Origin of the sequence: Silvimonas iriomotensis, assembly GCF_014645535.1 — a bacterium.
Classification (GTDB): Bacteria; Pseudomonadota; Gammaproteobacteria; order Burkholderiales; family Chitinibacteraceae; genus Silvimonas; species Silvimonas iriomotensis.
This window is the reverse complement of record NZ_BMLX01000002.1, coordinates 679358-703370: the sequence shown is the minus strand read 5'-3', so window position 1 is coordinate 703370 and position 24013 is coordinate 679358. Positions and strand designations below refer to the sequence as shown.

Sequence of the window (24013 nt, the reverse complement as noted above, 5' to 3'; positions counted from 1 at the left end):
AACAAATGTCTTCCATTGAATCGTCAGGGCCGGATTTGCCCGCGCTGGCCAGCCAGATCAAAGGCTGGGCGCAAGAGCTGGGTTTTGCCCGCGCCGCCATTACCGGCACGGACCTGTCGCATGCCGAGCCCGGTTTGCTGGCCTGGCTTGAGGCAGGTTTTCACGGCGAGATGGATTATATGGCACGGCACGGCCTCAAACGCGCCCGGCCTGCAGAATTGGTGCCGGGTACGCTCTCGGTTATCAGCGTGTTCATGCCGTATTTGCCCGCGGGCACCTCCAATGCTGATGCCGTGCTGGCGGCGGACAACAAGGCGTATCTCTCGCGCTATGCGCTGGGGCGCGATTATCACAAGGTGTTGCGCAACCGCCTGCAAAAGCTGGCCGACCGCATCCAGCAGGCGGTCGGGGAGTTTGGCCACCGTGTCTTTGTTGACTCTGCGCCGGTGCTGGAAGTGGAACTGGCAAAGCAGGCCGGGCTGGGCTGGCGTGGCAAACACACGCTGTTGCTGAACCGGGAATATGGCTCATTCTTTTTTATTGGCGAGTTATTCACCGATTTGCCGCTGCCGCCGGACCCGCCAGAACAGAATGAACACTGTGGCCGCTGCACCCGCTGTATCGATGTTTGCCCGACCCAGGCGATTGTTGCACCCTACAAGGTTGATGCGCGGCGTTGTATCTCCTACCTTACCATTGAGTTGAAGGGGAGCATTCCAGAAGAATTCCGGCCCATGCTGGGCAACCGGGTTTACGGCTGTGATGACTGTCAGCTGGTGTGTCCGTGGAACCGTTTTGCGGTGGATAGCAAAGAGGCGGATTTTCACGTGCGGCACGGGCTTGATGACGTCGAGCTGGTTACCCTGTTTGCCTGGGATGAAGCCACATTCCAGAACAAGATGGCTGGCAGCGCCATTTTACGGATCGGTCATGAGCGCTGGTTGCGCAACCTGGCCGTCGGGCTTGGCAACGCCAGTACCTCGCCGCAGATCATTGCGGCACTCAAATCCCGCGAAAACGACCCGAGCGAGATCGTGCGCGAGCACGTCGCCTGGGCACTGAAAAGGCATGGTGCATGAATCCGGTGATCCAGCCGCTGGGCGATACGGCACTGGTCCTGAGTGTGTCCGCAACCCTGGAAGACCAGCGACGCCTCTGGATCATGCAAAAACTGCTGCAACAACAATTTCCCGCCTGGTGGGTGGTGCTGGGCGTGGGCAATCTGACGGTCCGGTTTGACCCGATGATTGAAGACGCTTCGGTGATTGAACACGGCATCGAACTGGCCTGGCAACGCAGCCAGAAGCGGATGGAGGTCGCCAGCCGCCATCATGATGTGCCGGTGGTGTACGGCGGCAAGGCCGGGCCGGATCTGGCGCGGGTGGCCGAACACGCCGGCATCAGCCCGGCGCAGGTGGTTGAGCGCCACGCGGCGGCGCAATACGTGGTGTTCTGCATCGGTTTTTTGCCTGGTTTTCCGTACCTGGGCGGGCTGGACCCGCAACTGGCCACGCCGCGGCTGGACAAGCCCCGGATCAAGGTGCCGGCCGGTGCCGTGGGCATTGGCGGCGCGCAAACCGGCATCTACCCCAGCGCGTCACCGGGCGGCTGGAACCTGATCGGCCATACCGATCTGCGGTTGTTCAACCCGGCCATGATTCCGCCCGCCTTGCTGGCCCCCGGCGACACGCTGCGCTTTGTGCCGACCGAGGTGCGCGCATGAGCATCGCCATTCTGAAAACCGGCGCGCTGGCGACTGTCCAGGATGCGGGCCGCTATGACGGCGCCCAGTGGGGCGTGCCGCGCAGCGGGGTGATGGATATTCCGGCGTGGCTGATCGGCAATTTGCTGGTGGGCAACGAGCCTGATCAAGCCGTGATTGAAATCACGCTGGGCGGCTTCAAGGCGCAATTTGAGACCGATTGCCTCATTGCGGTCACCGGTGCCATCGCCCCGGTCACGCTCGATAAACAGGATATCGGCCAGTGGCGCACCGTCAGCGTCAAGGCCGGGCAGACCCTGCGCGTGGGCTTTGCCGAGACCGGTGCCCGCATGTTTCTGTGCGTCAGCGGCGGTATAGAGGTGCCGCTGGTGCTGGGCGCACGGGCGACCGATCTGGCCGGCGGCTTTGGCGGGTTTCAAGGCCGTGCACTCAAGGCGGGCGATGCGTTGCCGCTGGGCGAGCCGCAAGGGCCGGCCCCGCATGCCTCGGTACGGCCGCCGCCGCGCGGGGATTTCCTGCGCATTTTGCCGGGTACCGAGTGGTCTGCGTTTACCATTGCCGCCCATCAAACGTTACTGAGTGAGGCCTGGGTGGTGACGCCCGATGCCAACCGCATGGGCGCGCGCCTGGCCGGGCTCTCCTTGCCGCTGGCACAACCGCTGGAGATGACCTCGCACGCAGTTCATCCGGGCGTGGTGCAAGTGCCGCCTTCCGGTCAGCCCATCTTGCTGATGGCCGACGCCCAGACCACCGGCGGCTACCCCAAAATTGCCCAGGTGATCCGCGCTGATCTCTGGCGCATCGGGCAGTATCGCCCGGGGGAAGCCATCCGTTTTATTGAAGTCACGCTGGGGGAAGCGCTGGACACCTTGTCGGCACAACGGCGCTGGCTGGCGCAACTGGAGACTCAACTGAAATGGCGCGCTTCAAGATCGACCTGAACGCGGATCTGGGTGAAGGCTATCCGTTTGATGCCCAACTGATGCAGTTTGTGAGTTCGGCCAATATTGCCTGCGGCGGGCACGTGGGCGATGCAACGTCCATGCGCGCCACCGTGCAGCTGGCGCAAGCGCATGGCGTGCGCGTCGGCGCGCATCCCTCATACCCCGACCGTGAACACTTCGGCCGGCGCACGTTGCAGATCCCGGCAGAAGCCCTGGAGGCCAGCTTGCGCGATCAGATCGGCGCCCTGCACCGCATCTGTGCCGAAGAAGGCGTAACGCTGGCCTATGTGAAGCCCCACGGCATGCTGTACAACGATGCCGCCCGGGACGAGGCGCTGGCCGATGTCATTATTGATGCCGCGCGTGCGATCAGCCCGGATCTGGCCGTGATGGCGCTGGCAGGCAGCCGCATGGTGGCGCGCTGCCGCGAGCGCGGTGTAGTGGTCATCGAAGAAGCATTTGTTGATCGCGCCTACCGCGATGACGGTTCGCTGGTGCCGCGCAGCGAGCCCGGCGCCGTGCTGGACGATGACGCGGCGGCCGTCGCACAGGCCCTGCGTTTTGCCCGTGCGGGGGAGGTGGTCGCCCGCTCGGGCAAGCTGCTCAAACTACCGGTGGAATCCTTGTGCCTGCACGGCGATACGCCGCACGCGGTGGCGTTTGCGCGCGGACTATATAACCAGATGGAAGTTCTTTAGTCCAAAAAGTAAATAATACCATCTGTAATCAACATTAGTTGATCGCGCTGGCCTTGCCCAATCCGGACAATCCTTATTGATACGTCATATAAGGAGAGCCCAATGGGCAGTGCAGAACACGCGTTGGACATGCCGGCCGGTGCCGCGGCACCGATACCGGATGAAATCCCCGAAGATCAGTTGATCGCACGGCAATCCCGTGCGCATCCACGCGGCTTGTATCTGCTGTTTGCCACCGAGATGTGGGAGCGCTTTTCCTACTATGGCAACCGTGCGCTGCTGGCGCTGTTCATGGTGCAGGCGCTGGCTTTTGACAAACAGTTTGCCGCCGCGCTGTACGGCAAGTACACCGGCCTGGTTTATCTTGCGCCGCTGATTGGCGGCTACGTGGCCGATCGCTGGTGGGGCAATCGCCGCTCGATCTTTGTCGGTGGCGCCCTCATGGCCGCTGGCCAGTTCACCTTGTTTGCTGCGGGCAGCATGCTGCAGACGCCTTCCAGCGCCATCATGTTGTTCTACTGCGGGCTGGGTCTGATCGTGGCGGGTAACGGCTTTTTCAAGCCCAATATCTCGTCCATGGTGGGCCAGTTGTACACCCAGAACGACAGCCGCAAAGACTCGGCCTATACGATCTTCTACATGGGGATCAACCTGGGGTCGTTCATTGCGCCGCTGATCTGTGGTTTCCTGGGCGATACCGGGAACGCCGCTGATTTCCGCTGGGGTTTCTTTGCCGCGGGCGTGGGCATGTTGCTCTCTTTGGTGGTGTTCGGCTTTTTCCACAAGCGCTATCTGGTGTCGCCCACCGGCGCGCCAGTGGGCCTGGCCCCGAAAGCCGCAGCAGCCAGTGCTGCCAGCAAGGGCAATGCGCCGCTGACCCGTGAAGACATTGATCGCATGATCGTGATCGGTGTGATTTCGTTCTTCGTGATCTTCTTCTGGTCGGCGTTTGAGCAGGCCGGGGTGTCGCTGACGTTCTTTGCTGAAGAAGCCACAAATCGTCAGTTGTTTGGCTTTACCGTGCCGGCATCGTGGTTCCAGTCGCTCAATCCGGTGTTCGTGCTGATCTTTGCGCCGATCCTGGCGCAATTGTGGTCCGCGCTGGGTCGTCGCAACAAAGAACCAAGTTCGCCGACCAAAATGGCGTGGGGTCTGATCTTGCTGGCGGTGGGTTATCTGATTATCGGTTTCGGGGTGAAGGACATGTCGTCCACCGCCAAGGCCAGCATGATCTGGCTGACCGCCATGTACCTGATGCACACGCTGGGTGAACTGTGCCTGTCGCCAATTGGTTTGTCGCTGGTCAACAAGCTGGCGCCGGCGCGGTTCGGCTCGCTGATGATGGCCGTGTGGTTTACTGCCAATGCCGCTGCCAACTGGTTTGCCGGTATCCTTGCCACCTTCTACCCGGAAGCAGGGCGCACGCCAGTGTTCCTGGGTTATCAGATCACCGGCCTGCATGAGTTCTTCATGCTGTTTGTGGCCATGGCCTTTGTGGCTGGTGCCATCTTGCTGACGCTGACCAGGCCGCTGCAAAAAATGATGCACGGCGTGCGCTGATCGCCAGCGTCGTTGCAGTCAACACAAGGCCCGCCCGCTTGCCCGGCGGGCTTTGTGTTGTGTACAAGGTACACAATTGTCTGACTGGCGGAGAAAGCGTGCCGTTTGGCCTGTGCAAAGTGTTTGCGCACGCATTCCAGGCTACATTGGGAGCATTGGTGCGCCGCAATATCGGCCGCGCTGATTACTCCAATCCGCACTTTCAAGTTGTTGTCTCTTCATCATGCGTATCTTTGCAATTGAAGTCTTCAGGGATGGTGGTTCCATCGAGTTCACGCTGGAAAAGAACGGAACCGAGCGTCACGTCTGGCTGGAAACGCCCATCTACGGCGAGCCACGCACGCTGCTGATCAATTCCAGCCTGATGGCCAGCGGTTGCGCAGAAGTGGCCGAGTTGCTGGCCGACATGGATCACTGGTGGTCAGAACTGCCAGAGAAAATGCGCGCCCTGGTCGATGAAATCATGGACGAACACAACCCGTCGGCAGACGCCCAGGCGCCGCTGGCCGAAGCCATTGACCTCACACGCGTGGTGCATGTTCACAACTACGTGCTGGCCAACTATAGCGCCACGCCTGACCCGCAAACGCCTGGGGACACCGCGCCGGCCTAACGCCAGCAAAAGCTGGAATGCTGGCAGCGCTGCTTGCTGGTGCCGGTCTTGCCTTTGCCCTGTTTGCGCTTGGAGGCCGGCTTTCTGGCCGGCGTGGCGGTGGCCGCGTGCGGCTTGCCTTTGGGTGACGACGCCTTGCGGGTGGTGTGTTCTACCGGACGCGCCGCCCGGGCATGATCGGTGTCATAGCCGTGCGCCGTGTCGTGCTGTGCCAGCGCCGCCGGCGCCGCCGGCGCCAGCATGGTGTTGAGGGCCAGCAGCAGCCCCGCGATCAACCCTGTTTTCATCATCATTGCAATTCCTCGCCACTGGCACATTGCCAGGGCAAGCAATCTAGCCAGCGATGCCGGCCAACGACATTGCCTGAATGCTGAAAACAGGGGGTTCGGGGATCAGGTGCTCAGCGCGCCAGCGTGCGGTTCATGCGTGCTTCCAGCCAGCGCTGCACTTGCTCAAAGGCCAGACTCAGACACCAGTAGATGGCGGCAGCGGCCAGATACAGCGGAAACGGCTGGAAAGTAGTGGAAATGACTTCCTTGGTCGCCAGCATCAGTTCCGTCACCGCAATGACCGAGACCAGCGAGGTATCCTTGATCAAGCTGATCAGGCTGTTGGACAAGCTGGGCACCGCCAGGCGCAAGGCCTGTGGCCAGACAATAAAACGCAGCGTCTGCATATGCGTCATGCCCTGGCTGTACGCCGCCTCCCACTGCCCGCGATCGACCCCGTTGATGCTGCCGCGGATCGTCTCTGACAGATAGGCGCCCACGTTCAGGCTCAGCGCCAGAATCCCCGCACTGATCGGATCGAACTGCACGCCGATGACCGGCAGGCCGTAATAGATGATGAAGATTTGCACCAGCAACGGCGTACCGCGCATGCAGCTGACATAAATCGCGGCCGGCCAGTTCAATACCCGCCAGTGCGACAGCCGCAGCAACGCCACCGTGCCGCCCACCAGCAAGCCACCCACCATGGCACCCACGGCAAACAGCAAGGTGTAGCCGGTGCCCTTTAGCAGATAGGGCCAGGCGGTTTGCAGCAAATTGATCAGGTCACCCAACTGTGTTCTCCCATGCAAAACCCCCTGCACAGGGGCAGGGGGCTTGAAGCGGCTCGCCGGTCTATGACCGGTCGAACCGGGTGATCAGGCGCCAGGCGCCCGGCTCACGTCACGACCGAAATACTTTTGCGAGATACGCGCATAGGTGCCGTCGGCCTTGATGTCGGCCAGCGCCTTGTTCAGCGCGCTCTTGAACTTGGGGTTGTTCTTGGTGAACGGAATACCGTTGCTGGAGGTCTCGCCTACGGCGGCGCCCGGCTTGAGCGGCAGGCTGGTTTTCTTGATCAGGTACGGGATCATCAGCGTGTCGTTCAGCGCTGCGTCAATGCGGCCCAGCGCCAGGTCTTGCAGGTATTCCTGCTCGCCCGGATAGGTTTTGACATCCACCCCGGCTACGGCGCGCGCCATGTCGGCGTAGTTGGTGCCCTGGCCCACGCCCAGTTTCAGGCCCTTGAGGTCATTCAGGCTTTTCAGATTGCGGGTTTCGTTCTTGCGCACAACCAGTTGCGCTTGCGAGATCACGTACGGATCGCTGAAATCAAAGGTTTCCTGGCGCTTGGCGGTAATGCCGACCTGATTGACGATGACGTCGTATTTGCCGGCCTGCAGGCCAGCCAGAATGCCGCTCCACTCTGTGGTGGTGAATTCGGCTTTCACGCCCAGTTTCTGGGCAAGCGCGTTGGCGATCTCGACATCAAAACCGGTCAGCTGGCCGTTTTCCCGGTAATTGAACGGCGGGTAGGTGCCTTCCAGTGCCACCTTGAGGGTGCCGCGTTGTTTCACCGTATCAAGCAGGTCTGTTGCGCTTGCGGTAAAAGCGACAAGTCCAAGTACACCGGCAACAAGCAGCTTGCGCATATTCATATTACTTTTCCTTATAATAAAACATCTGGAACTTCTGGCACGGATATTTAAAGTAAGGGTTGGTGTCGCGTATGCCTATCAGGAATATCGGCAATCAACTTACAAAAACGGCCGCTTTCCCGCGAGGATGCGCTACTGTGAAAATTGTCAGGTTTGGGGCTGACACCAGTATGCCAGGCTGATATTTCCGCTGCGCTGACTGGGGGGAAGGCCGCAATGAGATATCAGATCATTCCTGTGTACGCCGATGACGGCAAACAAACCGATGAGATCGGCTGGGTCGTCATTAACCCGGCCGGGTTCAGGGTATCTATTGTGTATAGCGTAGATGCGCTGTGGCTGGCAGAACGCCAGTGTGATTTTCTGCAGGCCGAGCTGGAACACGTGAGCAGCCTTGCACGCGAGCAGGATAAAACCGTGGCGCTGAATACCAACGGGCGTTTTCCTGGCGTGGTCATGAGCGTGCACGACAAACACGTGCTGATCGATGCCGGGCAGGGCGAGGTCTGGGCGGTGGAGATTTTTCTGTTGAACCAGGCGGGCATTACCCTGCGCGAGGGCAACCGGGTCAAGCTGTCGTACATTGATGGCTACATGATTGACCTGGCGCCACCGGTGAGCGGCAACTCATGGTCGCCGCCTTCGCCATCCATGCGCGCATACTGACTTTTATTGTCAGAATCAGGCGTTGGACCTCGGCAAGTCAGACCAGCGGTAGATAGATATCGCTGATGGCTTCATGTTCTGGCACGTCCGGATAAAACCGCACGCGCTCGATCCACAGCGGCGTTTCCCGCAGCGTTTCGCCGCTTTGCGCCAGCCAGCCCGTATATAGCGCAGCAATGGCCACACCCAGAGTTTCATCCGGCCCGGTATAACGCAGCCTGGCGTAACGCCCGCCGGGCAACTCGGCCGCGATCAAACCCTCGGGGCCGCCCGCAACCGGCGCGGTGCAGGCGACCGCCAGATCAATGCGATAGTCCGCGGGCGGCGTGGTGTACGGGTCGTTGTACAGCACGTTGTAGGTGGCGTGCGTGGACGGCGGCATGTGGTTGCGTTTGCGCCAGCTGATAAAGCTGCGGATGGTCTGCCCCAGCAGGGCTGGATCACCGCAATGCCGCAATAGCGCGACCGGCGTGGCGGCGCGTTCCACAATCTCGGGCTGGCAGGTAGGCTGGCTCGTCATGATCCGGTTCCTCAAGGTATACAGCGGCAGATAAACATAGTGCCAGTCGCGCCATTGCGGCGATTGCCGGAACGCGGCCGGGCTCTGGCCCAGTTGCTGCCTGAACGCACGGGCAAACGCTTCCGGCCCGGCGTAGCCGTTGTCCAGCGCGATATCGAGCACCGATTGCGTCGGCCGGAACGCCAGTTGCAGCGAGGCACGTTTGAGCCGGCGCAAACGGATGTATTCATACACGCCAAGGCCCAGTGCCGCTGCAAACTGGCGCTGGAAATGCCAGCGCGATACCCCCGCCACGGCAGCAAGACGCGTGAGCGGCAGGTCTTCATCCAGATGCGCATCCACAAAGTGCAGCACGTTGGCAAAGCGGGTGTAGAGGTCCGGGTTCAAGCGCGACTCAATGGGCTGTTGGGAGCAAACAGGTGCCAGCATAGCCGGTCACGCCAGGCGGTGTCCTGACCGATATTGCGCCGCGCGCCACAAACAAAACGGCCCGCATGATGCGGGCCGTTGTTGCGGGTAAAGCGGATGCCGGGTCTGTGGCTTAGAAGTCTACGCTGGCGCTGACCGAGAAGGTACGCGGGGTGCCCACGGTCAGATAGCCATAGCCTGGGTAGCCACCCACGGCAGACCAGTAATCGCGGTTGAACACGTTGTCGATGCGGCCACGCAGTGTCACGGCACGGTTCTGGATTTCGGTCAGGTAACGCACGCCCAGGTCCAGACGGGTCCAGCTGGGCACTTCCAGCGTGTTGGTGGCGTCGGCGTAGCTGGCGCCGGTGTAAACCACGCGGCCGTTCAGGGCCAGGCCTTCCAGTTGCGGTACTTCCCACTCCATGCCCAGGTTGCCCTGGAAGCGCGGTACGCCGATCACGCGTTTGCCATCAGTCAGATCAGAACCGGTGTCTTTCTGGGTGGCGTCCAGCCAGGTGACACCGCCCAGAATGCGCAGGCCGGTGGCGGCCAGGCCATAGACATTCAGTTCGGCACCACGGTGCTCGTCTTCGCCCGAATCGGCAAAGTGGTTGTTGGCATCGACCACGCCGCGCGGCTTGTCGGTGCTGAACAGGGCCAGACCGGCGCCCAGACGGCCACCGTCATATTTCACGCCCACTTCTTTTTGCTTGGCGACATACGGGGCCAGCATTTCGCCAGAGTTGGTTGCATTGGCCGGTGCGGTATCGCCTTGCGCCAGGCCTTCGATGTAATTGGCATAGAGCGAGACTTGCTTGACCGGCTTGTACACGATGCCCACGGCCGGGCTGGTGCGGCCCTTGGTGTAGGCGGCGCTGGCTTCGCCCGTGTCATAGGCGTAGTTGGTGATATCAAAGTGCTGATAGCGGGCGCCCACGGTCAGCAATACCGACTTGTCCAGCAGCGACAAGGTATCGCCCACAGCCACGCTGGACAGGCGGATGATGCCGTTCAGGGCCGGGTCGGACAGCTGGTTACCGGTAAACGCGGTGCTGGAGATCGCCGGTTGCGCGTAGCTGGTCGGGTTGTACAGGTTGGTGTTGAAGGTGTTGAAGAAGTCCATCGCATAGGCGTTGTCTTTCTTCAGCTGGAAATAGTCGCCTGCCACCACCCACTCATGCCCGACCGAGCCGGTTTGCAGCTTGCCGCGCAGGCCGACTTCGCCGGTATCAACCTGGTCGTCACGGGTATTGTCAAAGCGGTAGAAGTTGCCGTCGCCGTTGTCGCTGGTCACGGTCAGGTTGGCCAGCGAGTTGGCTTCGTGGCTGCGGCGCAGGCCGTAGGCACCCCAGGCGGTGACATCATTGGTGATGTCGTATTCGGCGCGCAATGTGCCAAACAGATCGCGCTCGTTAGAGTACGACCACGGCTGGGCAAAGTTCTTGCTGGCGTCCGGCGCATCCGGCACGCGGGTCACGCCGCTCAGGGTGACTTCCGGGCGGGTGGCTTGCAGGCGGTTATCCTGCGCACCCAGGTCAGCCGACACACGGGCGCGCTCGCCACGCCAGTCCAGCCCGACCGAACCCACGCTGGTCTGCGACTTTTCATCATCCACACCAGTGCCGCCATCGCGATAACCGGCGTTCAGGCGCAGGCCCCAGCTTTTGTCCGGACCAAAACGGCGCGCCACGTCGGCGGCCACATTGCCGCTGCCGCCGCTATCCACCCCCACGGTGACCCGGTTCAGATCTTCATTGGGCGCGCGCTTGGGCAACAGGTTGATCGAGCCGCCAATGCCGCCGCCATTGGGTGCTGCGCCCATCAGGAAACCGGTGGCGCCTTGCAGCACTTCAACCCGTTCAAACAGTTCGGTCGCAATGTACTGGCGCGGCAGCAGGCTGTAGAGGCCGTTGTAGGCGACATCATCAGAACTCAGCACAAAGCCGCGAATGAAATACGACTCCTGGAAGTTGCCAAAGCCGCGCGCCACCCGCACGCCCGGATCGTTCTGCAGAACATCGCCCACGCCATGCGCTTGCTGATCCTGGATCAGTTCACTGGTATAGCTGGTGATGTTGAACGGGGTGTCCATATTGTTTTTGGTGCCCAGAATACCGGCGCGGCCCCCTTTGGCGACCTGGCCACCGGCATAGGCGGGCTGCAGACCATCTTTGGAGGCATCGGCACTGGCCGTCACCGTGACCATGCCCAGATAGGTGGGCTCTGCGGCGGCAGGGGCAGAAGCACTGGCCGCAGCAGGGGCCGAGGCGGTATCGGCGGCGTGAGCCAGCGGCAGGGCGCAGGCAACAGCCAGCGCGGCGGCGATCGGGGTCATTTTTTTCATTGGAGGTATTCCGGCAGACAATGAGTACGCCACGGCCCGGGGGCACGCCATGGCGGAAAGGTTTGCATTTTAAATGTAAATGCGAATTATACTCATTAATACATTAAGAAATGTTGCGCTGCCGTAAGATTTATACAACAGCGCGGGCCGGTTTTTCGGGATGGGAAAGCGGTTTACGCCGGATTGGCAGAAATTCTTTGGTGACTGGAAAGATTTTTCAGTCAAAAAGAAAGTTTTCAGAAAGTATGTGGGCGTGCCCGATTGCGGTATCAAGCCGCGCCACCCGTGCTGCCCGCTGCCGGGTGCTGCCGCAACCGGCGCCGGTACTGCCCCGGCATCTCGCCCGTGTGTTGCCTGAACGCTTTGCCAAATGCCGCTTCAGACTGATAACCCACTTCCATGCCGATATCCGCAGCGCTGCGCCGCGTTTCCCGCAATAGATCGCAGGCCAGCGCCATGCGGGCTTCGGTCAGAAACTGCCACACCGTCATGCCGGAGCGCGCCCGAAAGTGCCGGGCAAAGGTAGCGCGCGACATCATGGCCAGTTCGCCCAGCTTTTCAATCGTCCATGCCTGCCCCGGGTTTTTCAGCAAGGCCTGCGCAGCGGCGCTCAGCCTGGCATCTGCGATCAGCGCCAGTACGCTGGCTTGCTGCGGATGCTGCTCGCCATGATTGCGCAGCGCCATGGCAAACAGGGCCTGGCTCAAGGCAGTAACGACCGCGAGTGCGCCAGCGCGCGCGCCGACGGCTTCCTGGCGCATCAGATCAACCAGGCTTTTAAGCATGCCCGGCATGTCTGCGGCATCGGTGACGTGCTGGCCGGTCAGCGAGACATGCAAGGGGTCGGGCAGGGTGCGAAACAGCAGTTCGTTGGGGCCCCGGGCATAGTCGAAATGGCCGCAGAGCAGATCGACTTCCGGCGCGCCCTCGCCGGTACGGCGCAGCGGCAGCAAATGATCGTATTCCATATAAATCGGCACAGGTGTGGCTACATCTTCTGCCGCCAGGCTGCGCACGCGGTGCGCTTTTCGCAGCAAGATAAAGTCACCCGCACGGGCGATGAGTGATTCACCCGTTGCGGTGTCGATCCGGCAGGCGCCGGACAGCACCACATGAAACGGCGCAATGCCCGCGGTGGCCTCGCTGTGCGGCAGATCGTAGTGGCCGCCGAGCAGGCATCTGACATCCAGACCTGCTTGCGGCCTTGCCAGCTGAATCAGGCGGGTGAGCATATCCATGAGCCGAATCCGCTATATGTTGATACTCAACAGTATTCACAGTCTGAATGCACCAGGCAATACTGCCAACCATGCACAGACCCGTTGCACGCCGCAACGCAGCCCGATGAGGAGGCACCATGTCCAGCCCGATCCAGAACGATCCTGACCTGACCGAAATCACCAGCCGCCATGATTTTGACGCCACCGTAACCCGGCTGACCCAGGCCATTGAGGCGGCCGGCATGACCGTATTTGCCCGGCTGGATCATGCCGCAGGCGCCGAGGCCGTGGGGCTGAGCATGCCACCCACTGTGGTCCTGGTTTACGGCAATCCCAGGGCCGGTACGCCGCTGATGCTGCAGTCGCCCCGCTTTGCGCTGGATTTGCCGCTCAGGGTGCTGATCAGGCAGGCGGGCAACCAGGTTCTGGTGGCTTATCACCCTGTTCAATCATCCGCCCGCGCTGCGGGGATTGCCGATAACGCCCTGAGCGCGCTGCAAAAGGCGCAGGCACTGCTAGAAATAACCGTGACCGGCTAAGGAGACGAGAATGAAAACAGCAGTCCCCCCTGCAACAACGTTGTCTGCTGCGCAGACCGTAGAAACCGCGCGTCTTGCTTATTTGCCGGTGGCCCTGTTTGGCTCGGTCATGGGGCTGACCGGGTTGACGGTGGCCTGGCGCGGTGCGCACGCGCTGTTTGGCGCGCCGTTGTGGCTGTCCAGCGTGCCCGGCTTGCTGGCGCTGCTGGCGTTTGTGGTGATGGCGGGCGCGTACCTGATCAAGGCCGTCACCGGGTTTGAGCATGTGCGGGCTGAATTTCAACACCCCATCGCCGGCAATCTGTTCGGTACGCCCCTGATCAGCCTGATGCTGATTGCCATCTTGCTGGTCGACCTGGACCGTGACCTGGCGCGTGTGGTCTGGTCCGTGGGCGCAGCGGGCATGATGGTGTTTGCCTGGGCCATGGTGTCGCGCTGGATCAGCGTGCGGCAAAAGCCGGCGCATGCCACACCGGCCTGGATTGTGCCGGTGGTGGGGTTGATTGACCTGCCGCTGGCGTTGCCGGCGCTGGGCTGGGCGGATGAATTGCACGGCTTGATGGTGTTCGCCCTGGCCGTGGGGCTGTTTTTTGCGATTCCGCTGTTCACCATGATCATGTCGCGGCTGTTGTTTGAAGAACCGTTGCCGGACGCATTGCAACCGTCGCTGCTGATCCTGGTCGCGCCGTTTTCAGTGGGTTTTTCTGCCTATATCGCCACCACGGGCACGGTGGATGGTTTTGCCACGGCGCTGTATATGCTGGCCTTGTTTGTGCTGGCCGTGTTGCTGGGCCGGCTCAGAAACCTGGCCGCGTGCTGTCCGTTCCGGGTGTCGTGGTGGGCGGTCAGCTTCCCGCTGGCTGCCTCGACTAACGCCGCGCTGAAGTACGCCGCCTTCGTTCATCATCCGGTGGCCAATGCGATTGCGCTGATCTTGCTGGCGCTGTCCACCGTGGTGATTGTGGCGCTGGCCCTCAGAACCGTGTGGGGCATTGCCCGTGGTGAATTGCGCGCCCTGAGCAGCTAAGCCAGCGGCGTGCCGCAGCAGCAAAAAGCCCTGGTAACAGGGCTTTTTTGTGGTCCGCTTCAGACTTTGCGGTAATCAAAGGGCGCGAACACGCCTTGTATCCAGTCGGCAAAGGCCAGCAATTTGGCGCTGCGGTGACGATTGACCGGGTACAGCAAATGCAGCGGATGATGTGGGCGCGTCCAGTCTGGCAACACCTGGCGCAACTGGCCATCCCGCAACCAGGGCGCTGCGGCAAAGCGAAACGTCTGGCCAATGCCGACGCCGGCCAGCAAGGTGCTCAGGTGCGCGGTACTTTCATTAACGGCGACGGCGGGCTCGGCCGACACCAGAATGCGTTCACCATCCTTGTGAAATTCCAGCGGAAAAGCGCGGCCGGAGAGCGATGAAAAATAGCCGGCAATGGCGTGCCCGGGCAGCACGGCCGGGTCTGCGCCGCCGGCTTGGCGCGGTTGCAGATCGTTGGGGTGCGCTGGTTCACCCCGCGCGTTCAGATAAACCGGGCTGGCCACCGTGACCCAGTCCAGATCGGCCAGATGCCGCGCCACCATGGAGGTATCGGCCAGCTCGCCACCCCGGATCACGCAATCCACCCCTTCACCAATCAGGTTGACCGGGCGATCGCTCACGCCCAGGTCCACCTGCAGTTCCGGGTATCGCGCCCGCAAATCCGGCAGGGCAGGGATGACGATGCGGTTGGCCAGGACCGAGCCCACATCCACGCGGATACGCCCGCGCAATTGCGCGCGCGAGTTGGACACCGCCTCGTCCATTTCTTCCAGTTCGGCAATCAGCCGCGCTGCGCGCTCGTAATACGCGGCGCCTTCAGGCGTGACGCTGACCTGGCGCGTAGTCCGGTGCAACAAGCGCACGCGCAGTTGTTTTTCCAGATCCTGGATCAGTTTGGTGGCGGTGGCCCGGGGCAGGTTCATGGCATCTGCGGCTTTGGCAAAACCGCCGGCGTCCACAATCCGCACGAACACACGCAGGGCGAGCAGGTTATCCATGACGGGCTTTTCCAGGCTTGGGGTGATTATTCATGTATGGAAATTATTAAATGATTTTTTGCCAGTTTATCCATGTGAGCGAATTGAATAAAGTGGCTTCACCTCTTCACCACACCTGAAACAAGGAGCACATCATGGCTAATCGTCTTGCAAACAAAGTTGCTGTCATCACTGGCGGTACCACCGGGATTGGTCTTGGCGCGGCCAAGGCATTCGCCGCAGAAGGCGCCACGGTTTACATCACCGGCCGCCGCAAGGCCGAACTGGATGCCGCCGTGGCCGCCATTGGCGCCAACGCCTACGGCGTACTTGCAGACTCTACCCGGCTGGAGGATCTGGACGCACTGTATGCCCAGGTGCAGGCGCGCCATGGCCGGCTGGATGTGCTGTACGCCAATGCCGGTGGTGGCGACATGCTGCCGCTGGGCGAACTGACCGAGAAACATGTGGACGATATCTTTGCCCGCAATGTCAAAGGCGTGATCTTCACCGTACAGAAAGCCCTGCCGTTGCTGGACAAGGCCGCTACCGGGGCATCGGTGATCCTGGCCGGGTCCACGACCTCGGTCCTGGGTACGGCAGCGTTCAGTATCTACAGTGCTTCCAAAGCGGCCGTGCGCAATCTGGCACGCAGCTGGATTCTTGATCTGAAAGGGCGCGCCATCCGCATCAACACGCTTTCTCCCGGCCCGATCCAGACCCCGGGGCTGGTCGAACTGGTGGGCAATGATCCGGCCCAGCAACAAGGCTTGCTGGATTACCTTGCCACGCAAGTGCCGCAAGGACGCGTCGGCCAGCCGGCAGAAATTGGCAGCGCGGCCGTGTTCCTTGCCTCTGATGAATCGTCTTATGTAAATGGCGTCGAGCTGTTTGTCGATGGCGGCATGGCGCAGGTGTAAACCGCATCCAGCCCCTGGCCTGAATGAAAACGCCCCCAATGCAGCACGCAGCGGGGGCGTTTTTCATGCCGGGGGCGAGGCGATCAGCCGCGCCAGCTGCCATCGCCTTGCCGTTTACAGATCACGCGTTCGCGGAATGATCACCGCCTGGCCGTGCAGGTGGCCCTGGGTATCGAACAATTGCCACAAGGTGGCTTCTTCAATCATGAAACGCTGGCCCGAGCGGGTAATGCGCACGCCGTTGTAACCTGCCTCATAGCCCTGGCGTTGTACCCGTTCCAGAAACTGCTGCCGCGCCTCGCGGTTGGGGGCTTCGGCAGACAGCCGGGAAGGCAGCCGGGTCAGTTCGTCCCAGCTATAGCCAAAGCGCCATTGCGCGGCCTTGTTGCCATAAATGAAGACCGGATCTGGCTCGGTGTTGTGCGCCAGCACGGCAAATGGTGCGGTTTCGTACAACCAGCGGGCTGCGTCGGCGGGCGGAACGGTGGGCGGCACCAGGGGCTGGCCCAGCAGCCGGGCGTAGCTGTCGGCCAGCAGCTGGTAAAAGGCCGGATCGCGATAGAGCGGGAGCATCTGGGGCAGGGCGGCGGTCAGTGACTGGAGGCATCGACGATACCGCATTGGCAGCGCAAAAGGAAAACACCGGCCGGCCTGTGCATTGACGGCGATGAGGCGGCGGCGTGATTGCTGCGGGCGGTGTGCGTTTGAGGCCTGACCGCTGAATGAAAAAACCGGCAGCCAGAAGCTGCCGGTTTTTTGTGCTACATCACGCCAGGGCCGGTTTACTTCTTCGACTTGGGCGCTGCGGCTTTTTTGGTCGCGGTCTTGGCCGGGGCCTTGGCCGCTGCGGCAGCGGCCGGTTTCTTGCCACCCTTGGCTGCCATATATTGCTCGTAGTAGTGCGTGCCCAGTTTGTGAACGGCCGCGCCGATACGGGAGTAGTCCACTTCGTTCAGGTTGGCCAGCGAGACACGGCCAGACGGGTGCGTGGTACCAAAACCGCGGCCCGGCAGCAGCACCACGCCGGTTTCTTCGGCCAGGCGCAGCAAGAACTCGTTGGGCTTGAACTGCTTGAGCATGGCGTCGACAAACTCTTTGCCATACAACTGGCCGGCGATGGTTTCCCAGTCCAGCAAGTGGTAGTAGTCGATCGAATCCGGATCATGCGGCACCGGCAGACCCATCTCTTTGTACAGCGCAATCTTGCGACGGCGAACGATGCGCTTCATGGCCTTCTTGTAGGCTTCCGGCTCATCCATCAGCGCAAACAAAGAGAACAGCGCCATTTGCGCCTGCACCGGGGTAGACAGACCCGCGGTGTGGTTCAGCGCCACGGTGCGGCTATCGGCCACAAGGCGGTCAATGAACTTGAGTTTGCGCGGCTCGGTGGTGATGGAGCCGTAGCGCTCGTCCAGTTCCTTGAGTTTGGCAGCCGGCAGTTTGGCAATCAGTTTGTCGAAGACGTTGTCTTCATGCGTGGCCACCACGCCCATACGCCAGCCCGTTGCGCCAAAGTACTTGGAGAACGAGTACACCAGGATGGTGTTCTGCGGGCACATGGCAAACAAAGAGACAAAATCGTCGGCAAAGGTGCCGTAGACGTCATCGGTCAGCAGGATCAGTTCCGGGCGCTTTTTGACGATCTCGGCAATGTATTCCAGCGTTTCATTGCTGATGCGCACGGACGGCGGGTTGCTGGGGTTCACCAGGAAGAACGCCTTGACCTTCGGGTCCAGCAGTTTATCCAGTTCTTTTTTGGTGAACTGCCAGTTGTTTTCCGGCGGCGCATCCACGGTCACGACATGCAGTTTGTAGTCGTTCAGTTCCGGGATTTCGATATACGGCGTGAAGATCGGCATGCCCAGCGCAATGGTGTCGCCCGGGTTCAACAGGCCGTTTTCACGCAGGCTGTTGAAGAGGTACGTCATGGCCGCCGTGCCGCCTTCGACGGCGTACATGTCAAAGCGGCCCAGGAACGGGTAAGTACCGACCATTTCGCGGTGGATGTAGTGCGCCACCACTTCTTCGGTCAGCTTGAGCATGCGGTCCGGCACCGGGTAGTTACAACCCAGAATGGCCTCACACATTTCATAAATGAAATCACCGGCATCCAGGCCCAGCTGGTCGCGCACATAAGAGACGGACGACTTCAAGAAGTCGATGCCTTCAGTGTTAGCGTGGGTCTGGGTGAAAATCTCGAAACGCGCTTCAATGCCGTCGCGGTGCGGAAAGCCGCCCACGCCTTCGGGCATGTAGATGAACGAGCGCTCGGCTTCAGTCATGGCAAACAGGCCGAACTGGAAGAAGCCGTGGCGCGGCACGGTCGCAAGGAAGTTGGGGTTGCCACGACCTGCGTTGAGCATGGACCGTTCACGATTGCTGGACGCCGACTTCATCAGTACGTCTTTGAGTTCAAACGGACTCAAAGTAGCCAGTTCTTCGAAATTGAGGGTACTCATCGAAACTGCTCCTGTTGCATCGTTTACAAAGGAACGGGCCGGCACACCCGGCCCGGTTGATCAGACCAGGGCCACAATCAGCGGACCCAACAACGTCAGAAACACATTGGCCAGCGCATAGGTAATGGCAAAGGGCACCGTCGGGACGGAGTTCTCTGCCTTGGTCAGGATTTCACCAAACGCCGGGTTGGCACTGCGCGAGCCAGACAGCGCACCGGCAAAGACGGCCACGTTGTCATAGCGCAAGACGTAGCGGCCAAACAGCATGGTCAGGATCATGGGCAGCATGGTTACCACCACGCCGATCAGGAAAATGGACAAACCCTGAGCGCGCACGGTTTCAACCGCCTGCAGGCCGGACGACAAACCGACCACCACCACAAAACCGGCCAGCCCAAGGTCTTTAAGCAGTTGTACGGCGCCGCTGGGGATCAGCCCGAAGCTTTGCTTTTTGGCGCGATACCAGCCAAACAACAGACCTGACAACAGCGCACCGCCGCCGCTGCCCAGCGTGAGCGGAATCGAACCGAGCTTGACCACCAGCAGGCCGATCAGCAGACCGACCACCAGGCCGGCGCCCATGTACACAAAGTCGGTCTTGTCGCTGGGGATCACCATATAGCCGATCTGGCCGGCCACGCGGTTCACATCACGTTCTGCGCCGTAGATCTGCACGCTGTCGCCGCGCTCGATGCGGGTGTCCGGCGAGAGTGCCTGCGGCTTGCCCATGCGGGAGATACCAGTCAGATACACGCCATGGCGCACCACGGGCGAGGTCTGCTCGATGATCTCTTTGACGGTTTTGCCAATCATTTGCTGGCTGGTCACCACCAGTTCGCGGGCCTGCACCACCAGATCCATGCCTTCTTCGCCATGGATTTCCGTGCCCAGGCTCGGGGCTTGTTCCAGCACCGCAGTGCGGCGGCCGACCACAAGGACGATATCGCCCTGTTGCAGCAGCGTGTCGCCGCCGATGTCGATCACCTTGCCGTCACGCTTGAGTTTTTCCAGGGTAATGGGCGGTTGCGAGGCTTGTTCGATCTCGCTGACCTGGCGGCCAGCGGCCGCGCCAATGCGGTACAAACGGCCCACCAGTGCCGGTGCCGCAGCCAGTTGGCCCGGGCCCAGAACGTGGACGCCGGCCTGTTGCGAGGCTTCTGCCGCAATGGCGTCTTCGCGGATGCTGCGGCCCATCAGCTTGGGCAGCATGTTCACGCAGACAATGATCGCGCCGAACGAGCCGAACACGTAGGTCACGGCGTAACCGATCGCCACGTTGGCCTGCAGGCGTTTGACTTCATCGGCGCCCAGGCCCAGCTTGGTGATGGCGTCGCCCGCCGTCCCGATAATGGCCGACTGCGTCAGCCCGCCCGCTGCAATCCCGGCCGCAAGCCCCTTGTCGAGCGAGAAGATCTTGGCGCACACCACCACCGTGATCAGGCCGGTAATCGAGAGCACCGCCGCCAGAATGATTTCCCGGATGGACTGTTTGCCCAGCGAAGAGAAAAAACTCGGGCCGCTTTCATAACCCACCGCGTAGATGAACAGCGCAAACAACACGGCCTTGACGCCTGGGTCTACCGACACGCCCACCTGGCTGACGATCACCGCCACCAGCAAGGACCCCGCCACACCGCCTAACTGGAACTTGCCAAAGTGTATCTGGCCGATCCGGTAACCCACTGCCAGGGAGAAGAACAGCGCGATCTCCGGCGAATGCTTGAAAATATCATGCAACCAGTCCACTTCAATCTCCCTTGCTGGAAATAAACAGACAACGCGGAAAAAACTAGTGCGCGATCACCACGCCCGACAGGAACACGATCAGTGGTCCCATCAGTGGCAACAACGCGTTGGAAATGGCATAGGTGATGGTGTAACCCAGCAGCGGGGTGGTGTTGCCGGCGACGTTGACCACGGCGCTCAGCGCCGGCGTGCTGCATTGCTGGCCGGCAATGGCACCCAGCAGCACCGGGGCTTCCAGCTTGAGGACATAACGGCCAACCAGCAGCGAGACCAGCGCCGGCACCAGCGCAATCAGCACCCCGGTCAGCGGCAAGGCCACGCCGTATTTATGGATCAGCGACAGCGCTTGCGGCCCGGACGACAAACCCACGCAAGCAATGAACACGGCCAGCCCCAGGTCTTTCATCAAGGCAATGGCAGAAGCGGGGATATGCCCGAGTTGCGGATTGCGCGCCTGATACCAGCCAAACACGAGGCCAGTCAGCAACGCACCGCCGCCCGTGCCCAGAGAAAACGCCACGCCAGAGATGCGCACGCTCACGATGCCAATCAGAATGCCCAGCACAATCCCCAGGCCGGCAAAGGTGAAATCGGTCCGGTCGGATTGATCCACCGTAGCACCAAGGCGCGGCGCCAGGCGTTGCAGGTTCTCGTGTGAGCCATACAGCCGCAGCACGTCGCCATACTGCAACTGCACTTCAAACAGCGGCGGGATGGGTTGCCCGCCACGGGTGATCGCCATCAGGTGCACGCCTTCGCCCACCCCGGATTTGCGTCCCATCTCGGTCAGTTGCGCCAGGGTATGGCCTTCCAGATCACGCCGGTTGAACACCACTTCGCGGGTCTCGATGGCGAAGTCCAGCGCGGCGACGTCGGCGTGTTCCGGCCCGATCACGCTGGCGGCTTCCAGCACGGCGGCGCGGCGGCCAGTGAGCAGCACCAGATCATCGCGGCTCAGCACCAGCTCTTGCGTCAGCGGCGCCACTTGCCCCGCCCGCAATACGCGCCCGACTTCAATCCCCTGGAAGCGGTTCTCCAGATCATCAACCGTCATGCCCGCCGCGCCGACCACCTGAAACACCCGGCCGACCATGTCCGGCGCCGCCTGGTTGCCCGTCGCATCCTGGACTGAACCGCCCATGCGTTCCCACAGGCGCTTCGCTTCGTCCTCGACATTCATGCGCAGTAGCAGCGGAAAAATCTGGCTGGTCATCACCACAATGGTGATCAGCCCGAAGACATAGGTCACCGAATAAGCGGTGACCACATTGGCTTGCAGTTGTTTGATCTGGGCAGCTGGCAGCGCCAGCTTGCCCACGGCATCAGAGGCCGTGCCGACCACGGCAGATTCCGTCGCAGCACCCGCCATCAGGCCCGATGCGGTGCCTTGATCCAGCTTGAGCAAATGCGTGGCGCCCAGTACCAGTGCCAGCACCACGACGATTTCGATCGCGGAAAACAGCCCCAGCCGCAGGCCTTTGGCGTTGAGGTTGGCAAAAAACTGCGGGCCACCGGCAAAACCCAGCGCAAAGATGAACAGGGCGAAAAACAGGTTCTTGATACCGGCATCCGGCTGTACGCCAATCTGGCCGATCACAAGCGCAGCCAGCAGCGTGCCGCACACGCCGCCCAACTGGATCGACATGAAGCGGACAGAGCCGACAGCGTGCCCGATAGCCAATGCCAGAAACAGCGCAATGGACGGGTTTTCCTGGATGATTTTGACGAAGTAATCAAGCATAGTCGTATTTTTTTGTCAGACACCACCTGATCACGCTAGACCATAAGTTTTACCTTTGCTGAAAAGCTCTCATTTATAAAAACCATGCTGGCAAAACCGTTTTTTAGAAAACTTTCATATTCCGAAATATTGATATTCGCCGCCGTTGCCCAGGCAGAAAATCCTTCCAGGCCGCGCAGAATCAGGGGTGGATGAACGGCGCACCTGCTTTGCATGCTGGCGGCATAAAGGCGGGGTGACGGGGATGATTGGTAAGGAAAACCCGGTTAACAGGTGTGGTGAACCCCGGTGTGGCTACCTGGCTGACAGGTACTGACTGTACAAAATCCTGTAATGCGCTCGTGCCAAATACGCGAAACAGCAGAGAACGGGCAACACTGGCCTGAAAGCGGCGGCGAGGGTGGTCATGGTGTGGGCCGGCTGGCCGCCAGCAAGGCTGGACACCATTGCGGCATGCCAACCTTGCTATGCCTTTCAGGCAAAAACCCGGCGCGCGTCACTGCAACAGGCGAAAGCCGTGGTGACGCAGGGGCGTCAGATCGAACGTGTTGCCGCTTCGCCCAGCGCGGGTTTGCCCGATGCATCCGTGGGCGCGGCGGCGTCCGGCACAGCCACGCCATCAAGTTTGCGGGCAAACACCGTGAGCACCAGTGCCCCTGCCGTGACGGCAGCCGCAACCCAGGGCAAGACATCCAGCGAATGCCCGTGCGACAACGTCAGACCACCCAGCCAGGCGCCCATGGCATTGCCCACGTTGAATGCCCCGATATTCAGCGTCGAGGCCAGGTTCGGGGCATGGCTGGCTAAAAAGTGCGTCGCAGACAGGGATGAGACCCGTGCGGGCGCGTGTCCGGCTGCATCAGGCGCGGCGGGTCGCTGAAGTCCGGCAATTTTGAGCAAAGAACAGCACCTATATTCAAGACCCCATACCCCCGGAACATTTTATGATCGATCCATGTTCATGACTTGCCGGCAACACAAACCAGAGCAAGCCAGAATGCCGGCCGGGGAGGGCCTTGCCGGGTCGGGGAAATCTCACTGAGACGCAATCCATGCAATCTGATCTTGAATATGGCCGCAACTATGTAGAGCAATTCAAGGCAGACTCGGTGTCGCAACTGGTCACCCGGGGGCCGCAAAGCTCGCGCTTGCTGGTGTCGCGCTTGCGCCGGGAAACGGGCGGGCACGGTCTGACGGCCCCTCCACCGGGCGACGCTGTGTTTTCCGTCGTGCTGCAACTGCGCGAACAGAAACAAAGAGAACTGTATCTGGATGGGCGCTGCGTGCATCGCGGCGCTTATGCCGAGCGCACCACCAGCGTGGTCAATCATCTTGAGCTTCCGCGTGCCAACCTGATCAGTCCCTTCGATTGCCTGATCTTCACCGTGCCGCAAAGTGCGCTGGACGAACTGGCCGACGAAGCCCGCGTGGGGCGGATTGACCATCTCTACTGTCCGCCTTGCGGTGTGCTGGATGAAAAAGTGTGGCATCTGGGCAATTCACTCTTGCCCGCGCTGGAACGCCCGCATGAGGTCAGCTCAATGTACGCCGAGTACGTGATGCTGGCGGCCTATAGCTATTTTGCACAAACCTTTGGTGGCCAACGTCTGGACAAAATGTCGCGGGACACGGTCGCGCCCTGGCTCAAACGCGCCATGGAAGCCATGGCCGCGCAGCTGGATACTGATGTCTCGCTCAAGATGCTGGCCGAGGCCAACGGGGTGTCGCTGCGTTATTTTGTCCGGGCGTTCAAGGCCAGTACCGGCGAAGCGCCGCACCGCTGGATGCTGCGTCATCGCGTCGAGCGGGCCAAGGATCTGTTGATCGGCACCCAGGCCACGCTGGCCGAGGTGGCAATCAGCTGCGGCTTTGCCGATCAAAGTCATTTCACGCGCGTATTCAGGACCTTCGTCGGGGTCAGCCCGGCGGTCTGGCGGCGCACGGTGCGCCACTGAATCAGGCCCTGGCG

The 24013-nt window shown here is 61.1% G+C and carries 23 protein-coding genes; 11 read left to right on the top strand and 12 right to left on the bottom strand.

Annotated elements, in window-relative coordinates; genetic code table 11:
* Nucleotides 1-5 precede the first annotated feature (5 nt).
* From queG to IEX57_RS09675, 6 genes are all read left to right on the top strand, one after another.
* A complete protein-coding gene (gene queG / locus IEX57_RS09700) occupies nt 6-1079 on the top strand; it encodes a tRNA epoxyqueuosine(34) reductase QueG (RefSeq protein WP_188704141.1) in 1074 nt (357 codons plus the stop codon).
* Nucleotides 1076-1723: a 5-oxoprolinase subunit PxpB gene (pxpB, locus tag IEX57_RS09695; RefSeq protein WP_188704140.1), complete on the top strand. Its 648-nt coding sequence runs from the start codon at nt 1076-1078 to the stop codon at nt 1721-1723. Before queG ends, pxpB begins: the two co-directional genes overlap by 4 nt.
* Entirely contained in the window at nt 1720-2664 is a 945-nt protein-coding gene (locus tag IEX57_RS09690) for a 5-oxoprolinase subunit C family protein (RefSeq protein WP_188704139.1), read from the top strand. The genes pxpB and IEX57_RS09690 overlap by 4 nt, the downstream gene beginning before the upstream one ends.
* The gene (gene pxpA / locus IEX57_RS09685; RefSeq protein WP_188704138.1) at nt 2640-3365 is read left to right on the top strand and encodes a 5-oxoprolinase subunit PxpA; all 726 of its coding nucleotides are present in this window, start codon (nt 2640-2642) and stop codon (nt 3363-3365) included. The genes IEX57_RS09690 and pxpA overlap by 25 nt, the downstream gene beginning before the upstream one ends.
* Nucleotides 3366-3467: 102 nt before the next feature.
* Nucleotides 3468-4925, top strand: coding sequence for a peptide MFS transporter (locus tag IEX57_RS09680; RefSeq protein ID WP_229708943.1), 1458 nt, complete (start codon nt 3468-3470; stop codon nt 4923-4925).
* Between the two features lie 223 nt (nt 4926-5148).
* Entirely contained in the window at nt 5149-5538 is a 390-nt protein-coding gene (locus IEX57_RS09675) for a hypothetical protein (RefSeq protein WP_188704137.1), read from the top strand.
* On the opposite strand, the gene IEX57_RS09670 is transcribed toward IEX57_RS09675, so the two are convergent.
* The 3 genes from IEX57_RS09670 to IEX57_RS09660 all read right to left on the bottom strand — a co-directional run bounded on the left by IEX57_RS09670 (nt 5535) and on the right by IEX57_RS09660 (nt 7465).
* A complete protein-coding gene (locus tag IEX57_RS09670) occupies nt 5535-5831 on the bottom strand; it encodes a hypothetical protein (RefSeq protein WP_188704136.1) in 297 nt (98 codons plus the stop codon). The genes IEX57_RS09675 and IEX57_RS09670 overlap by 4 nt on opposite strands.
* Before the next feature lie 107 nt (nt 5832-5938).
* Complete coding sequence (locus IEX57_RS09665) at nt 5939-6601, bottom strand: amino acid ABC transporter permease (protein ID WP_188704135.1); 663 nt, start codon at nt 6599-6601, stop codon at nt 5939-5941.
* An 84-nt stretch (nt 6602-6685) separates the two neighbouring features.
* Nucleotides 6686-7465 (bottom strand): transporter substrate-binding domain-containing protein, encoded by a 780-nt coding sequence (locus IEX57_RS09660; RefSeq protein WP_188704134.1) that lies wholly within the window; start codon nt 7463-7465, stop codon nt 6686-6688.
* A 216-nt stretch (nt 7466-7681) separates the two neighbouring features.
* Here IEX57_RS09660 and IEX57_RS09655 point away from each other — a divergent pair, with 216 nt between their 5' ends.
* On the top strand, nt 7682-8131 hold the full coding sequence (locus IEX57_RS09655) for a hypothetical protein (RefSeq protein ID WP_188704133.1): 450 nt from the start codon (nt 7682-7684) through the stop codon (nt 8129-8131).
* Between the two features lie 37 nt (nt 8132-8168).
* Here IEX57_RS09655 and IEX57_RS09650 read toward each other — a convergent pair whose 3' ends face one another.
* The 3 genes from IEX57_RS09650 to IEX57_RS09640 all read right to left on the bottom strand — a co-directional run bounded on the left by IEX57_RS09650 (nt 8169) and on the right by IEX57_RS09640 (nt 12644).
* Nucleotides 8169-9038 carry an AraC family transcriptional regulator gene (locus tag IEX57_RS09650; RefSeq protein WP_229708942.1) on the bottom strand — a complete coding sequence of 290 codons (870 nt, stop codon included), beginning with the start codon at nt 9036-9038 and terminating at the stop codon, nt 8169-8171.
* A gap of 154 nt (nt 9039-9192) precedes the next feature.
* Nucleotides 9193-11406, bottom strand: a complete 2214-nt coding sequence (locus IEX57_RS09645) for a TonB-dependent receptor (RefSeq protein WP_188704131.1) — start codon at nt 11404-11406, stop codon at nt 9193-9195.
* A gap of 269 nt (nt 11407-11675) precedes the next feature.
* Entirely contained in the window at nt 11676-12644 is a 969-nt protein-coding gene (locus IEX57_RS09640) for a cupin domain-containing protein (RefSeq protein ID WP_188704130.1), read from the bottom strand.
* A 119-nt stretch (nt 12645-12763) separates the two neighbouring features.
* Here IEX57_RS09640 and IEX57_RS09635 point away from each other — a divergent pair, with 119 nt between their 5' ends.
* A complete protein-coding gene (locus IEX57_RS09635) occupies nt 12764-13165 on the top strand; it encodes a DUF302 domain-containing protein (protein WP_188704129.1) in 402 nt (133 codons plus the stop codon).
* A 10-nt stretch (nt 13166-13175) separates the two neighbouring features.
* The gene (locus IEX57_RS09630) at nt 13176-14192 is read left to right on the top strand and encodes an SLAC1 anion channel family protein (RefSeq protein WP_188704128.1); all 1017 of its coding nucleotides are present in this window, start codon (nt 13176-13178) and stop codon (nt 14190-14192) included.
* A 59-nt stretch (nt 14193-14251) separates the two neighbouring features.
* Here the strand turns inward: IEX57_RS09630 and IEX57_RS09625 are convergent, their stop codons facing one another.
* Complete coding sequence (locus tag IEX57_RS09625; protein WP_188704127.1) at nt 14252-15199, bottom strand: LysR family transcriptional regulator; 948 nt, start codon at nt 15197-15199, stop codon at nt 14252-14254.
* 134 nt (nt 15200-15333) lie between these two features.
* Between IEX57_RS09625 and IEX57_RS09620 the strand changes: the two genes are divergently transcribed.
* Entirely contained in the window at nt 15334-16098 is a 765-nt protein-coding gene (locus IEX57_RS09620) for an SDR family NAD(P)-dependent oxidoreductase (RefSeq protein WP_188704126.1), read from the top strand.
* A gap of 114 nt (nt 16099-16212) precedes the next feature.
* Here IEX57_RS09620 and IEX57_RS09615 read toward each other — a convergent pair whose 3' ends face one another.
* The 5 genes from IEX57_RS09615 to IEX57_RS21135 all read right to left on the bottom strand — a co-directional run bounded on the left by IEX57_RS09615 (nt 16213) and on the right by IEX57_RS21135 (nt 22944).
* Nucleotides 16213-16671, bottom strand: a complete 459-nt coding sequence (locus tag IEX57_RS09615) for an MEKHLA domain-containing protein (protein ID WP_188704125.1) — start codon at nt 16669-16671, stop codon at nt 16213-16215.
* Nucleotides 16672-16880: 209 nt separating this feature from the next.
* A complete protein-coding gene (locus IEX57_RS09610; protein WP_188704124.1) occupies nt 16881-18557 on the bottom strand; it encodes a bifunctional aspartate transaminase/aspartate 4-decarboxylase in 1677 nt (558 codons plus the stop codon).
* Nucleotides 18558-18617: 60 nt separating this feature from the next.
* Nucleotides 18618-20303 (bottom strand): aspartate-alanine antiporter, encoded by a 1686-nt coding sequence (gene aspT / locus IEX57_RS09605; protein WP_188704123.1) that lies wholly within the window; start codon nt 20301-20303, stop codon nt 18618-18620.
* A 43-nt stretch (nt 20304-20346) separates the two neighbouring features.
* Complete coding sequence (gene aspT, locus IEX57_RS09600; protein ID WP_188704122.1) at nt 20347-22044, bottom strand: aspartate-alanine antiporter; 1698 nt, start codon at nt 22042-22044, stop codon at nt 20347-20349.
* Nucleotides 22045-22578: 534 nt separating this feature from the next.
* On the bottom strand, nt 22579-22944 hold the full coding sequence (locus IEX57_RS21135) for a hypothetical protein (protein ID WP_229708941.1): 366 nt from the start codon (nt 22942-22944) through the stop codon (nt 22579-22581).
* A gap of 152 nt (nt 22945-23096) precedes the next feature.
* Between IEX57_RS21135 and IEX57_RS09590 the strand changes: the two genes are divergently transcribed.
* Entirely contained in the window at nt 23097-23999 is a 903-nt protein-coding gene (locus tag IEX57_RS09590; protein WP_188704121.1) for an AraC family transcriptional regulator, read from the top strand.
* Nucleotides 24000-24013: the final 14 nt, after the last annotated feature.